Origin of the sequence: Citrifermentans bremense (assembly GCF_014218275.1) — a bacterium.
Lineage (GTDB): Bacteria > Desulfobacterota > Desulfuromonadia > Geobacterales > Geobacteraceae > Geomonas > Geomonas pelophila.
This window is the reverse complement of the sequence record NZ_AP023213.1, coordinates 4,383,199-4,397,098: the sequence shown is the minus strand read 5'-3', so window position 1 is coordinate 4,397,098 and position 13,900 is coordinate 4,383,199. Positions and strand designations below refer to the sequence as shown.

Here is a 13,900-nt window from a genome sequence, read left to right as displayed (position 1 = left end):
AGGGTCAGGGGAGCAGCGACAGGGCTGTCGCCGCGGCGGCGCGGGTTCTTTCGTGGGGGGAGTTCACCAGCTTCATCAGCGGTTCGGCGAGCGAGGCGTCACCGATGCGCCCGAGTGCCAGTGCGGCTTCGGCGTCGACCATGCCGTCGTTTTCATCCAGGAAAGGGAGCAGCCGGGGGACCAGGGCGGGGTCGCGGTAGTGGGAAAGCGCCTCGATGGCCGCGGCCCGCACCTCGGGCGCCGGTTCTTTGAGCTGCCCCATAAGGACCGGCACCGCCTCAGGGAGCTCCACCTCGCCCAGCACGCGTATCGCCGCGCACTTGATGTCTTCCTCGCTTCTTCCCGCGCAGTAAAAAAGGACCGGCAGCACCTTGGCTCCCCCGATCTGTCCCAGCGCGTAGATGGCGGCCACCTTGGTGGCGCGGTCCCCGCGTTTCAGCCGCTCGAAGACCTCTTCCAGGCTCTCGGCCGCCTCCAGCTTTTCCAGCGCGCGAGCGGCAGCCAGGCGCACCTCCACCTCCGGATCCTTGAGGAGCGGCATGATGGCTTCGCGTCTTTTCATGGATGAGGATTTGTCCATAGTGGTGAACAACTAGCAGAAATTCCAGCATTTCACAACATAAAAACGATGATTTCCAACCCGGCGCGGGCACCGCGCCGTTAGCTAGAAGGAGAAAACAAAGATGGGAAACAAGATCAAAGCCGTGGCGCTTTCCGCGCTGGTGCTGCCGGGGCTCGGGCAGCTGTACCGCGGCAGCCGCGTCAAAGGCGGCGTGATGATTCTGCTCGACAACGTCTTCATCCTGGGAGGGCTCTTCATAGCCATGCGCAGCGCGGGAAAGCTGATGCTCGCGGCGCGGGGCGGGGGGATGGATGCCGAGCGCGTGCTCGCGTCGATCCAGACCGACTCCCCCTATGCCAAATGGCTCATGGTGGGGTTCCTTCTTTTGTGGGTCTACGGGGTGGTGGATGCCATTTTCGATAAGGAGAGTCAAATTAATTGACAAACGGTATTTTATTATGAGATAAACAGTACGTTTCCGCGATCCCATTCGCGGGAAGCAAGGGAGGCGCACTGACATGCTGCATGCGGAAATCCTTGGCACCGGCGGGCACGTCCCCGCCCGTGTCGTCCCCAATAGCTTCTTTGAGTACCTAGTTGATGATGCAGACGCCTGGATCCATTCCAGGACCGGCATCCGCGAGCGCCGCTTCGCCGCAGAAGAGGAAGCGACCTCGGACCTCGCCACCGGCGCCGCCCTGCGCGCTTTGGAGAACGCCGACCTCGACCCTCTCGAGATCGACTGCATCATCGTCGCCACTTCCACCCCCGACATGATCCTTCCCGCCACCGCCTGCATGGTGCAAAAGAACATCGGAGCTGAGCGCGCCTTCGCCTTCGACATGAACGCGGTGTGCAGCAGTTTCATCTACGGGATGGAGGTCGCCGACAACCTGATCCTGTCGGGCAAATACCGCAAGGTGCTGCTGATCGGCGCCGATACCTATTCGAAAATACTGGACTTTGACGACAAGGGGTCCGCCCCGCTTTTCGGCGATGGCGCCGGCGCCGTCGTTCTCGGTGCCGGGACGTCCGGCAAGGGGATCCAGCACACCATGATGCAGAGCGACGGCAGGGGGTGGGAGCTGATCCAGGTTCCTTCCTCCGGATCGCGCAAGCCGATCAGCGCCGAGAGCATCGCGCTCAAGGAGAACACCTTCAAGATGGCCGGCAAAAGCGTCTTCACCTTTGCCACCGACGTCATCCCGCGCATCATCTCCGACCTGGCGGGGCGGGCGGGGATAAAGCCGGAGCAAATAGACCACATCATCCCGCACCAGGCGAACGTCAGGATCATCGACTTCATCTCCAAGAAGACCGGGATCCCCAAGGAGAAGTTCCTGCTGAACCTCGACCGTTACGGAAACACCGCGGCTGCGTCGCTGGGGCTCGCGCTCGATGAGAACCGAAGAAACGGCGTTATCAAGCCCGGCGAGACGGTGCTGATGATGGGGTTCGGAGGCGGGCTGTCATGGGGAGGCGTGCTGCTTAAGGCGTAGAGTAAGAGGGAATCAGATTAAGATTGAGATTAAGAATAGAGCGGATTGAGAAGTTAAAGTAAGAGGGACGGGCCATCAGGCTGCGTCCCTTTTTTTGCAAAATCCCCTGTTGATCAGCAAGTCCGGGGTGAAAGTGGCCGTCGTCTCTGTACCAAAGACCCTCACACTGTTTATCCAGATTAATCCGCAGGAATCCGCGTCATCCGCGTCATCCGCGTCATCCGCGTCATCCGCGTGCGACGCCTTTGGGGTACTGCACGAGAACGGCCTCTTTCTTCCCTGCGATCCCTTCCGGCACCTCGATCGGCGTGAGCCCGTGCGCCTGCATCAACTCCTTGAGCCTCTCCGCCGGCACCCGCAGCCGCCACCCGGCGTGGAAGCGGTCGGCGGCCAAGAGGACCCCGCCCGGGAGAAGACGCGCGGCAAGGCCGGCGAAGGCCGCGTCGAGCCCAGCCTCATCGTGCAGCAGCGGCCCGCCCAAAAGGCCGTTGCATAAGACCAGGTGGTACGGCTCCCTTTGTGGGACGGAACCGACCCGGTCCAGATAAAACTCGAGCCTGGGGGGATCGGCCGCGCTTAAAAGCGGCGCCGTCCGCGCCCGGTACTCTCGTTCCCGCTGCGGGTCGTGCGGGAAGTAGAGATGAGCCGCCGCGAAGAGCTCGATCTCTTCCAGAGTCGACCCGTGCACCTCGCAACTCCTCCCCGAATAACCAGCTTCCTGCAGCAGTTCCGCAACCTGGTAAGTTCCCTCGCCGCTGCCGCAGGCGCTGTCCAGGACCCGGATCCCCCGGATAAAACTTCCCGCCCGCTCCTTTAGCCACCCGGAAAGCCACTGCGACTGCAGGGGGTAGCGGTCGAAGCCGCCGCCGTAGTGGTGTGGGAGCATCAGCGAGAAGAGAAAACGCCGCCGCGCCTCAAAGTCTTCGGCCAGCCGGGAGAGGGTGGCGGCGGGGTTAGCCAGCGGCAGAGGAGGGTGCAGGCGCTGCAGGAAATCGATCCAGCTGGCAGAGCTGTGGAGGTAGCAGCCGGAGAGAAGAGGGGAGAAGCGGCACCCCTTCTTAAGCAGGCGCTCGAAAAGAGGGCGGATCTCAGCCATCGGGAGGAGCGCCTCGGTCAGGCTCCGCATCTCGTTGTCGATCACGAGCCCCGGAGCCCAAAGCGGCAGGGGATAACTCGCCGCGTAGCCTGCGAAGGAGCGGGCGAGGCGGTCAATCCTCAAGGAAAGCGGCGCGTCGAGGAGAGGGCCCGGGACCAGGAGCAGTTCCAGCCGTCTCTGTATCTCGTCGCCGTCAACTGTGGGTGCGAAGGAGAGCTGCATCGCCTAGATGATCACGCTGTGCAGGTCGCGGCGCTGGTAGCGCCAGTAGAAGGCGCCCGCCCGGAAGAACCAGTCCACGAGGAACACACCCCAGACGGCGTAGAGCGAGAGATGCAGCGGGACCGCGGCGACGTAGGAGAGAAGCACCCTGATCCCCCACATGGCGACCAGGGTCACCAGGAATACGTAGTGCGTGTCGCCTGTGCCGCGCAGGCTCCCGGCATAGACGAAGGAGATGGCGAGCGGCACCTGGGCGAAGGCGACCAGCTTCAGGAAGACGCTCCCCTTTTCGATGACGTCGGGGTCGCTGGTGAAGAGGGCGATCAGGTGGTGCGGAATGAAGAAAAAGAGGCAAGCCATGCAGGCCATGACGATGATGGCGAGCCGTAGCGCCTCGGTGTGGCTCATGTGGGCGCGCCTGAGCTTTTTGGCCCCAAGCGACTGCCCCATCAAGGTGGCGGCGGCGATCCCCATGCCGGCCCCCGGCATGAAGGAGAGCGATTCGATGGAGAGGCCGATCTGGTGTGCCGCGTAGGCGGCAGTGCCGAAGCCGATGATGAACTTGGAGTAGAAAAGCTGCCCCGACTGTTGGGCGATCCGCTCCAGCGCGACAGGGTAGCCGATCTTCCACACCTTTTTCAATAGCACCAGGTCGGGGGGGCCGATCTTGAGATACCCCTTCCTGAGCGACTGGATCAGCAGATAGCTGAAACCGACGGCCTCCGAGATGTTTATGGCGTAAGCCGCCCCGATCACACCGTAGCGTGGGAAGCCGAACTTGCCGTAGATGAGCGGGTAGGCGATGACCACGTGCAGGATGTTGACCAGGAGGATCGCCTCCATCGGCGTCCTGGTGTTGCCGGTACCCTGGCTGATGGCGGAAAGGATGTTGAGCCCGGCGGTGAAGGCGAAGTAGAGAAAAACCAGCCGGATGTAGGGGGAGGCGTAGGCCAGGACGTCGGGGCTCGCCCCCATGAAAGTAGCCACCTCGCTGCCGAAACCGCTCCCTAGAAGCGTCGCCGCCACGGCAAGGAGGGCGCAAAGCAAAAGCGAGGCGAACCCTGCCCGGCGCGCCTCCAGGTGGCGCCCAGCTCCCCACAGATGCGCGATGACCACGTTGGCGCCGGTGGAGAGCCCCCAGAACACCGTCATGGTCACGAAGATTAGCAGCTGGCCGAGGCCGGTGGCGGCGATGGCTGCAGCTCCCAGCCCGCCTACCATGAAGATGTCGACAATGGAAACCAAGCGCTGGAACAGGGACGACAGGAGCACCGGCATCGAAAGCGCGGCGACGTTGCGGCGTATGGAGACCGGCTTCCTTCTCTTTTTGATGAAAAGACGCTTCAAGATCTATGGGCTCTCGCTTACGAAAAGTGAAGGCCGGTCCCTGGAGGTCCCGGCCCAAGCTGCTATTGCACGCCAGCTGCGGATCAGACTCTGCGGCCTGATTACAACTCGTCCAGTGTCCCCTTCATGCCGAGCACGAAGTTTTTCGCCCTTCCGGACGGTGCGATCATGCCGTAGGCCATGGCCTCGTTCAGTTCCGCTTCAGTGGCGCCTGCTTGCTTCGCGACCGCGAAGTGCTTCTTGAGTCAATCGGGGCACCCGACAGCGACGGCGCAGCCCACCCGTATCAGTTCGCGGTACTTGACTTCCAGAACCTCTTCATACTCGAAATCGAGAATCTTTTTGCGGATCTTCATAGTCAACCTCCTTGGCGGGAACAGACGGTTGGGAAAATGTCCTACATAACTAGCACAAACCGGGAGCGGTTAAAACTATTTATCAACCCAAGGCAGAGGCATCGCACGCGGATGACGCGGATTAAAAACGATTACCGCGGATTAGACGCTGATGCTTTCTCAAGATCAGTCTGATTCTATCCGCGTTATCCGTCAAATCCGTGTGCTATGCCTTTGAGTGGGGGGCGGGGGGATTTGTATTTACTTGTATTTGTTTGAAATCGGCAGTTCGTCAGATAGGTTCTTGCGGCCAAGGAGGGACGTTCGGTGATGACGCTCAACGATAACGCCGGTGGCATGCTTAAGCTGCTGGACGCGCCTATGGGGTTATTTCCACGACAGTGCCGTTTGGCACCAGTTCACTTATCTCCAGTATTTCATTGTCGGTTACGGCGATACATCCCCTGGTCCAGTCGATGGAGGTGTGGTATTCGCCAAACCACGAGAAGCCGTTGCGCATCCCGTGAATCATGATGTCTCCGCCCGGGGAAACCCCCATTTGCCTGGCTCGCCTTTTGTCCCGCTCGTTGGGGTAGGAGATATGAAGGGAGAGGTGATACTGGCTGTCGCTGTTCCTCGAATCGATCTGGTAGGTTCCTTCCGGTGTCTTGTTATCCCCCTGCCTTTCCTTGGGACCGTTGGGATTTCCCCCCAAAGAAATCTTGTAGCTTTTGAGCACCTCGCCCTTCGCCATCAGGGTCAAGCGTCGTTCTTTCTTCTCTATCAGGATCTTGTCGGCCGGTCCCTTAATGACCGCAGGGGGAGGAGAGGCGGCTTTCTCCAGCGCCGTGATTTCCTGCTGCAGCGAGGCAATTTCGCCTTCCTTGTTACCGATCTCCCGCTGCAGGGTTGCTATCTCGTCCCGCTGTTTATTTACCTCGCGCTGGAGAACCTCGATCTCGTTTCGCTGGGTGTCGAGGAGTTTATCCTTCATCGTCACATTGGCGAGGTAAAAAATCATCATCTCGCTGTCCGGCCTGTAACTGCTTCGGGGGTAATCCTTAATCAGGGTCCGGTAGCACTCCAGCGCTTTGCCGTAATCCTTCTGCGGGTTATTCGGGTGGGCGTGGATGATCCCCATTTCGAACAAAGCCCTGTCCCCGGCGGCGGGGTACTTCTTCAAGGCCTCTTCGTATCCGCTCAAAGCGGCCGGGTAATCACCCCGGTCGGAACGGCCGCCGGCTTCTTCAAATGCGGAAGCGGCGCGGAATGAGCCGTCGAGGTGGCTGCATCCGCCCGCCGGGAAAACTAATGCGGCGAGGACAATGAAAAGGCAAAGCTGCTTCCATTTCCTGCTTACAGTTGTAACTTCCATCGTCGCCTTCACCTTCACCCATTGCCCATCAAGCATTGTCCGTGAATAAACTTCCCCCTTTTCTAAAGTTCATCGGGGAATTCGGGAACCAGGGGAATATTGCCCATCAAGCACTGTCCGCGAATTAACGTTCCCCCCTTTGCGAAGGGGGGGCAGGGGGGATTTGTTTTTGAATCCTCCCAAGCTTCATCTTGGAGACGTAATGCAATGACGGTCTCCCCCTCCCTTGACGGGCCTGCGCGCCTTAACGCTTCGGTCCGCGAATAGGGGAGGGGGAGACTCTTAATAAACGCAGTTACTTCCTCATCGACTTGTAAAAAGCGGCGTCAGCCCGCTCTCCCTTTTCTTGCGCGATCTTTTCCCGCTCCTCGGCAGCCTTTTCCTTTTCTGCGGCCAGCCTTTCCTTCTCGGCGGCGAGCTTTTCTCTTTCCTCTGCCGCTTTTGCCGCATTTTCCGCCCGAGCCGCTGCAGCATCGGCCTGTGCCTTGGCCGCATCCGCCGTGGCCTTGGCAGCCTGGGCTTCCTGCAATGCCTGATCGGCTTTAGCGCCGATCGCCCTTTCCTGCGTCTGCACCTTCGCGAGATCCCCTGACGTCGCACATCCCGTCATGGCAACAGCGGGAACAAGCATCATCGTGACCAAAAGAGCACCTTTCTTCATGACTAGTTACCTCCTAATTGTTGGTTTGTTTTACGCCACCGCGGGTAGTTCATGACATCCGGCCTGCACCATGGACAGGCCGGATTTGCTACATCTTTGCAACAGGATCGATCAATATCCCATCGAGTTCCAGGTCGAGTTTCAGGCGTCTCACCGCCTCCTTGGCCACGCCGGCGTTATCGAAGGGGCCGGCGATGACACGGTAGCTGTTGCCGCTCTTCGACAAGACCCGTGCCGGGATGGGCGGACCCTGGTGGTTGATGATGGCGGCAATCCGCCGAGCCTCCAACTCCTCGCGCACGTTGGCAGCCAGGACATACCAGGCGTCCAGCCGCAGCTCTGGTATCTCCGGGGCGCCGAATACCTGGGGCGGGTGTTCGAGAGTTACCGGTTTGACACTCTCTTTCCCGCCGTCTGGACCTAAGGCCAAGATGGGGACAGGAACACCCCTGGCTTCCATACGTATCTGAGAGATCTTTTTCCAGTCGAGCCCTCGACCGTAATTCTTTTCCAGCTTCTTGAGTTTTGCCGACAGCTTTTCCCACTCCAGGGCGCCGGAGCTTTCCCTGGGCGCATGGGCCTCCAGATACAGGACCCCATCGCGTTCCCCAACGAGATATGGCTGGTTCACGATTAACACAGGGGTGTTCACCGGGGTCTCCTCGTAGAGCGCAGTTACGTTCTCCGGATAGAGTCGCAGGCACCCGTTCGTCGCCTTAAGGCCTATGCTGGCCGGCTTGTTGGTGCCGTGGATCAAGTAGCCGGCCTTGCTCAGATAAAGCGCGCGCTCGCCCAATGGGTTGAGGGCTCCCGGGGGAATTTCCGCAGGGAGAGGATCTCCCTTTTTCCTGTGATCTTCCGCAATTGAAGCGGGCACGCGCCAGGTGGGAAGGGCAGCCTTTCTTTCCACGCGCATCTTACCTGTAGGAGTCGGCCGCTCGGAGGTGCCGACACCTACCGGGTAGGTCGACACGACGTTCCCCTTGAAGCGGAAAAGACGCATGGTTGCCAGGTTGACCACGATCCCTTTGCGGGGGGCATCGGGGAGGATGAAGGTCAAGGGGAGTATCACCTCCCTCCCCGGTTCAGGCACCCAGACATCGACACCTGGATTGGCGGCACTTATCGCGTTGATACCCAGGCTGAAATGCCGGGCGATGTCGGGCAGGGTGTCACCCTTCTCCAACTTCACCACTGCCAGGGTGCCGATGACGTCATCACCTGCAGCTACCGGAAAGGCGTTCCGCTCGATCTCCCTCTGCATGGGAGCCGGGCTCAGAGACGATGGCTCGGCAGCCCTGTTCATGGCTGCGCATCCGTTCAGGTACAGGAGGAAGCAGCAGAGAAACAAGGGGCGAACAACGTTCGCTATGAATGGCAGCCGAAAGATCTTGTGCATGACTGAAGCCTTCCTAAGCTATGGCGCAAAAAAAGCCGGGGCCGGAATATCTCGTGATATTTCGGCAACCCGGCTGTCTCGGTGAGACCCTGTAGGCTTTCCGCCCCATCCTCGCGGATGGTTGAGTATTATCGTCTACCACCATCGATGTTGGTGCCGGGAACACCGCCCGGCATCATACCCGCGCCTCTCAAGGCGCCTGTCGCGACTTGCCCCCCGTTTCATCCTTGGAAACAAAAAAGCCGGGACCGGAATATCTCGTGATATTTCGGCAACCCGGCTGTCTCGGTGAGACCCTATAGGCTTTCCGCCCCACCCTCGCGGATGGTTGAGTATTATCGTCTATCCAAGTTTCAACTTGCGGGGATGATACCTTTAGATGAGGAATTGTCAACTTCTTTTTCTGAATTTTCGTCGCCTGCAGGATAACCTGTTAGGAATTTGAATTTTCTTCGGAATCAAGCCTAAACTCCCATGCTCCGCTACATGGGATGGCCGAAACAACATTTTTTCCCCAAATGCGTCATTCTTGGGCAGGAAACACCATATTCTTTTCAAATACGTCATTTTTGGAACATAAAATGACGTATTTTCTTCAGAAGGTGCATTTTCAGATTCCAAAACGTTCATTCCCAATAATTGTCCATGAAAAAGCACCGGAGGTATTTGGCCCCAATTTTTTTTTTGACATCGGCAGATGCCCGGCTATTATTTCGTTGAATTAAAAATAATTAATCGGAGGTGGCATATGCCGACGAGTAAATTGAGCCATCCTGAATTGATCTCCAAATCCGCAGCGATGAATGCGAACTATAACAGGGAGATGTTCAACCGGATGTTATCGCTCATCCCCACGCCCGAGTTTTATAGCGAGCTTCATGAACGCTACGCGACCAATTTTGCAGGTTCTCTGAAGGGAGACCCCGAAAAGATCAAGGCCTGCGAAGAGGATCGCCAGTTGATCGACCAAAACCTCGCCCTTCTTCTGGGCTTGGCCAAGGTGATCACAGCGAAAGATCCCTCACTGCAGGAATCCTTCGGTTTCAATCACTCAACCGAAAGAACACCCTCTTCTCAGGCTGTCTTGGACCGTCCTAGGGATTTCAGGGTCAGTTTCGACAAGAAAGGTCATCCTGAAGTGTCAATCACAAAGATAGTGGGGGCAAAGGGATATGAAGTATGGGCCTGCGAAGCGGACCCCGGCCTGGAAGGAAACTGGAGGCTTCTGGTATGGTCGACCAAGTGCCAGAAGATACCGATAACCGGATTGAATCGCACGCAGCTCAACTGGCTCAGGATCAGGGGTAAGCGCGGAGACATGGCCGGCCCCTGGTCCAACCCGATCAGTCTTCAACCTTGAACCTCACCGATGCCCCCCTGGCGACAGCCGGGGGGGCTTTTTCATTTACACTCTGCCCCTCTCATCTGTGACTCAAGGAGCACAATTTTCAGCGTGACTAAGGCGGGAGATTCAGGTAAATGGTTAGAAGTTGATGCTGGCGGAGGTGCTGGTATGGAAATAGTGAGGAAAGCGCGATGAGAGAGCATGAGCACTCGACCGTGCGCTGCAGTTTCGAGCGACATGCGGATGCGATCCTGGAAATTTTCAACGATGCGATCATGACCTCGACCGCGCTCTACGACTACAAGCCCCGGACGCGGCAGACCATGGTCGACTGGTTTGCCGCGAAGCGTGCCGGCAACTTTCCGGTGGTCGGCATCGAGGACAACGATGGTGTGCTTCTGGGATTCGGCAGCTATGGCACGTTTCGAAGCTGGCCTGCCTACAAGTACACCGTGGAGCACTCTGTTTATGTGCACAAGGATCATCGTGGGCAGGGGCTCGGGCGGGCTGTGATGCGGGAATTGATAGCGGTGGCGCAAGAGAACGACGTGCATGCAATGGTAGGTGCAATCGATGCTGCGAACACCGGGAGTATCGCGCTGCATGAGCAACTTGGCTTCAAGCACGTTGGCACCTTGCCGCAGGTCGGATTCAAATTCGGCAGGTGGCTCGACCTGGCATTCTACCAGTTGTTGCTGGATACGCCTGCCCATCCCGTCGATGGCTGAATAGGTGGAATATTCGCGCTGCGTAACTGCCGATCCGGCTTATATGGACTTAATTTGGTTGAAGGAATCCATTGCTTTCGAATGGACCTCCATAACCGCTTCCAGAGGGAGGTCGAGGGAATCAAGCAGCTTCGGATCTATCTCCTTTCCGGATGGGGACTGAACGGCCTGGTCTGCTACCTGGAGAAGCGCGATCATCCTATTGACGATCTCACCGAAGTTGCGGTTGTGGTGGTAGCGGATCAGATTCTGGATCGACTCCGGGTAATTCCACTTCTTGGCTATCATTGCCCCGATTTCAGCATGCCGGGAATGCATGAGCTCATCGAAGACCGACTCCTCTATCTCGAAATCCTTGGCAACACTCAGTATGACCGTCTTGCCGAGATCAAGTAGCAACCCGCCAAGGAACGCCTCTTCCGGATCCTCCCTCAACTGCCTGGCCAGCCCACTGGCCAGAAATGCCGTCTTCAACGCGCCATCGAGGATAGCCTGAAACTTTTCCTGGGGAATATCGCGGTTCTGCATCGAGAGCACCTGGATTCCAGTCACGATGTTAAGCACCTCGCGCATCCCAAGCCGGACTATGGCGTAGTGGATCGAGTCCACCTGCCCGGACACCGAGTAAAAAGCAGAATTGGCAACCTTGAGGATGCGGGAGATCAGGACCTGGTCGGTCATGATCAGTTTGACCATCTCCTGCACCGTGGTGTTGTCATCTTCCATGAGCGAAATCAGCTGCATGAGCATGCCGGGAAGAACCGGAAGCTGGAAGTCCTCATTGTAAAGCCGCTTGTTGATCCCCTCGATCGCCTCGTCCCGTTGCAGCGAGTCCCTGTTTTGCTCGTCGTAGATCCTGACTGCGTTGAAGAGGACGCGCGCCGTTTCCAGGGTGATCGGCCCATTGGCAAGAATTTCGGGTAGCGGAGTCGTGATGGAGACTGAACCGGCGTTGTTGGCGAGGAGGTCGAGGATCAGTTTCTCGACCAGGTCGGACATGATATCAGTGAGGACACCGGGAGATACCAGTGAGTTTTCAACCAGGTACCTGGTGAGCGAAACCCCCTTGCTCTTACTTTCCGTTAGCGCCTGGAATACCTGCACTTCGGAGAGCGCGCCAGAGGCCACGAGGAACTGGCCGAATTGCAGACCCTTTTTCTGGGACCCGGCCAGGACCAGCTTTCCCTTTTCCAGATAGAAGGTGACGCCGCTGTTGTTCTCGCGTGAAATGGTGACCACGCAAGTGAGACGGTTCATGTCGATCCACTGCAAGATATCCTGAATCGGCATGAAGCTCAATTCAACCTGGAACAAGACTCCCATGATACCCACCTTCATAGAATTGCGGGGACATAACGCTAAACCTAGATTGCGTACACATATACTAAATCCGATATTTTTTCCAACTAAAACCTTCTCAGCTTCTAAATGACAAAAGCCGCGACCTGGAGCCGCATCACTCTCGGTGGCCGCGTAACTTGCGAACCAGCATGGGCACGAGGAACATCGCGGCCAAGACGATGAGCATCGTAGTGTTCGGGTCTTTGAAGTAGGAGTTGAGGCGCAAGGTGGTGAGGGCGATGACCGCGAAATAGAGCATATCTCCTGCGATTGCGAAGGCCCAGCCCGCAAGGAATCCATGACCCACTGCAAGCGCAGTGGCGCGCCCGGTCATCGGATCTACGCCGAAGGCTACCATGACGAGCGCAAGGGGACCGGTGCTGGTGCCGCTGACATGCGCAACGCTTCGTGCCGTGGCAGCCTTTAAGGCAGCGTTGAAACGCACAAGGAAGGGGATATTCCTAGTAACAGCAGCGAAAAATCGCAGAACCGGTTCAAACATGACGGCAAGGACCACATCCGAAACCAGGTAGAGCCCTGCGGTGACGGGCCAAGCCAGGCCTTGGGCGCGGGCCAGCAAAACACCTGCGGGGATTCCGCCTCCCACAGGAAGCAGGAAAAGCTTAAACACCGGAAGCAAGTGGGAGGTGGGCTGGATCGACGAAAAGGGCATGAAACGGCTCGATGCTAGGCACGATGCAGAGCATCTGCCAGGTTAATTCAGGATGGACTGCGGTATGTTAGCATAAGCGAGGAGTAAAGGGGAGTTGTCAGAGGTTGAATCTGCCCTACCAGCTCTGCCCCCAGGCACTATAGCATATCCAGGGGCGCGATTCATAAAGTGCTTGGTGGTTGGAGGGATAGGGGACGCTTGTGGCTACTTTTCCTTTTTGTTTCTTCGCCGTTCAATAAGTTTCACAAGCTACCTACGTCCCCTCGCTCCAGTAGCTCAGCCCCTTGCGGACCTTCAGCAGAAGTATTTCTTCTAAATAATGATGTCTTATTTGTAGACAAAAGTTTCCCAGGTTGATATAGAGGCATAGCTTTACAGTATACATTGCATTATTTAATAACATCAGGGTAAAAGTTTGCATAAACATCAGACCTGTGAGAATTGCTGGCCCTAGGAGACCACCCCTCGACGCGAAAACGTCGTTAACCGAAGCTTTAAAGGAGAAAGTATGGGAAAAATGAAGTCATTCGTTCTTGTTGTTGTAGCACTGTCTTCTCTGATGTTCGGCGGTTGTGCGCTCACCACTGCGACAGTAGACATCAATTACACTCCGCAGAGCGGCGTAACCGCTGTAGAGAACGCCAAATCTGTAATCTGCAACGTGCAGGTGAGTGACAGTCGCAACGAGAAGGTCAAGGTAAGCAGCAAGAAGAACGGGTTCGGCATGGAAATGGCGCAAATCCTGCCCGCGGAGAATGTAGCGGTCACCTTCCAGAAAGCCATCGAGTACGAGCTGAAGGCCCGCGGTTTCGGACTTAGCCGTGAGGACTCCCTCGTCACTATAGATGCCGATCTGACGAAGTACTACAACGACTTCAAGACAGGATTCTTTGCGGGGGACGCCGTTGCGGAGCTGAACATGGGGGTCACCATAAAGAACAAGAAGGGGGACTTCCTGTACTCACATCAGTTCGTTGCGGAGGGAATCGAGCGTAATATCCAACTGATGACCGGCGAGAATGCCGAGCTTGCGCTGGAGAAGGCACTTAACGAAGGGATGCAGAAGCTGTTTGCCGACAAGACCTTCATAGCGGCCCTGCTGAAGGCAAAGAACTAGATCAAGCCTAATAGCTTGAAAAAGAAGGCCGGCAGACAATGTCTCCGGCCTTCTTTTTTTTAGAACGAGAAGGGGCTTATGTACCTTTTGTGGAATGCAGATTCAGCAGAATAACAGCCTGTAGCCACCAGCCTGGGCAGCCTGGGGGGCAGGTCTTTATTCTTGCTCATTCTCCGTCCGAGCTTATTTATGGCCCAGGC

14 protein-coding genes and 2 riboswitches are annotated in these 13,900 nt (G+C 57.3%); of the genes, 5 read left to right on the top strand and 9 right to left on the bottom strand.

Features of this window, described 5'->3' with window-relative positions; genetic code table 11:
• Positions 1–4: 4 nt before the first annotated feature.
• Positions 5–562 carry a HEAT repeat domain-containing protein gene (locus tag GEOBRER4_RS19685; protein WP_226377841.1) on the bottom strand — a complete coding sequence of 186 codons (558 nt, stop codon included), beginning with the start codon at positions 560–562 and terminating at the stop codon, positions 5–7.
• A 121-nt stretch (positions 563–683) separates the two neighbouring features.
• Here GEOBRER4_RS19685 and GEOBRER4_RS19680 point away from each other — a divergent pair, with 121 nt between their 5' ends.
• Together GEOBRER4_RS19680 and GEOBRER4_RS19675 are read left to right on the top strand one after the other, a co-directional pair.
• On the top strand, positions 684–1,004 hold the full coding sequence (locus GEOBRER4_RS19680) for a hypothetical protein (RefSeq protein WP_185243658.1): 321 nt from the start codon (positions 684–686) through the stop codon (positions 1,002–1,004).
• A gap of 76 nt (positions 1,005–1,080) precedes the next feature.
• Positions 1,081–2,061, top strand: coding sequence for a beta-ketoacyl-ACP synthase III (locus GEOBRER4_RS19675; protein WP_185243657.1), 981 nt, complete (start codon positions 1,081–1,083; stop codon positions 2,059–2,061).
• A gap of 226 nt (positions 2,062–2,287) precedes the next feature.
• On the opposite strand, the gene GEOBRER4_RS19670 is transcribed toward GEOBRER4_RS19675, so the two are convergent.
• The 6 genes from GEOBRER4_RS19670 to GEOBRER4_RS19650 all read right to left on the bottom strand — a co-directional run bounded on the left by GEOBRER4_RS19670 (position 2,288) and on the right by GEOBRER4_RS19650 (position 8,496).
• Positions 2,288–3,379: a methyltransferase domain-containing protein gene (locus tag GEOBRER4_RS19670; RefSeq protein WP_185243656.1), complete on the bottom strand. Its 1,092-nt coding sequence runs from the start codon at positions 3,377–3,379 to the stop codon at positions 2,288–2,290.
• A gap of 3 nt (positions 3,380–3,382) precedes the next feature.
• The gene (locus tag GEOBRER4_RS19665) at positions 3,383–4,726 is read right to left on the bottom strand and encodes an MATE family efflux transporter (RefSeq protein WP_185243655.1); all 1,344 of its coding nucleotides are present in this window, start codon (positions 4,724–4,726) and stop codon (positions 3,383–3,385) included.
• A 101-nt stretch (positions 4,727–4,827) separates the two neighbouring features.
• Positions 4,828–5,082: a GSU3128 family (seleno)protein gene (locus GEOBRER4_RS20255; protein WP_255296100.1), complete on the bottom strand. Its 255-nt coding sequence runs from the start codon at positions 5,080–5,082 to the stop codon at positions 4,828–4,830.
• 358 nt (positions 5,083–5,440) lie between these two features.
• Entirely contained in the window at positions 5,441–6,436 is a 996-nt protein-coding gene (locus GEOBRER4_RS19660; protein WP_185243654.1) for a L,D-transpeptidase family protein, read from the bottom strand.
• 295 nt (positions 6,437–6,731) lie between these two features.
• Positions 6,732–7,097, bottom strand: coding sequence for an Lpp/OprI family alanine-zipper lipoprotein (locus tag GEOBRER4_RS19655; RefSeq protein ID WP_085814539.1), 366 nt, complete (start codon positions 7,095–7,097; stop codon positions 6,732–6,734).
• Positions 7,098–7,185: 88 nt separating this feature from the next.
• Positions 7,186–8,496, bottom strand: a complete 1,311-nt coding sequence (locus tag GEOBRER4_RS19650; RefSeq protein ID WP_185243653.1) for a L,D-transpeptidase family protein — start codon at positions 8,494–8,496, stop codon at positions 7,186–7,188.
• A gap of 60 nt (positions 8,497–8,556) precedes the next feature.
• Positions 8,557–8,633, bottom strand: a riboswitch (cyclic di-GMP riboswitch).
• A 130-nt stretch (positions 8,634–8,763) separates the two neighbouring features.
• A riboswitch (cyclic di-GMP riboswitch) is annotated at positions 8,764–8,840 on the bottom strand.
• A gap of 404 nt (positions 8,841–9,244) precedes the next feature.
• Here GEOBRER4_RS19650 and GEOBRER4_RS19645 point away from each other — a divergent pair.
• Complete coding sequence (locus GEOBRER4_RS19645) at positions 9,245–9,856, top strand: hypothetical protein (RefSeq protein WP_185243652.1); 612 nt, start codon at positions 9,245–9,247, stop codon at positions 9,854–9,856.
• A gap of 176 nt (positions 9,857–10,032) precedes the next feature.
• On the top strand, positions 10,033–10,569 hold the full coding sequence (locus tag GEOBRER4_RS19640; protein ID WP_185243651.1) for a GNAT family N-acetyltransferase: 537 nt from the start codon (positions 10,033–10,035) through the stop codon (positions 10,567–10,569).
• 39 nt (positions 10,570–10,608) lie between these two features.
• Here the strand turns inward: GEOBRER4_RS19640 and GEOBRER4_RS19635 are convergent, their stop codons facing one another.
• Positions 10,609–11,892, bottom strand: coding sequence for an HDOD domain-containing protein (locus GEOBRER4_RS19635; protein ID WP_185243650.1), 1,284 nt, complete (start codon positions 11,890–11,892; stop codon positions 10,609–10,611).
• A gap of 133 nt (positions 11,893–12,025) precedes the next feature.
• Complete coding sequence (locus GEOBRER4_RS19630; protein WP_185243649.1) at positions 12,026–12,583, bottom strand: hypothetical protein; 558 nt, start codon at positions 12,581–12,583, stop codon at positions 12,026–12,028.
• Positions 12,584–13,091: 508 nt separating this feature from the next.
• On the opposite strand from GEOBRER4_RS19630, the gene GEOBRER4_RS19625 reads away from it, so the two are divergent.
• Positions 13,092–13,700 carry a YajG family lipoprotein gene (locus GEOBRER4_RS19625; protein WP_185243648.1) on the top strand — a complete coding sequence of 203 codons (609 nt, stop codon included), beginning with the start codon at positions 13,092–13,094 and terminating at the stop codon, positions 13,698–13,700.
• The last annotated feature ends 200 nt before the right edge of the window (positions 13,701–13,900 follow it).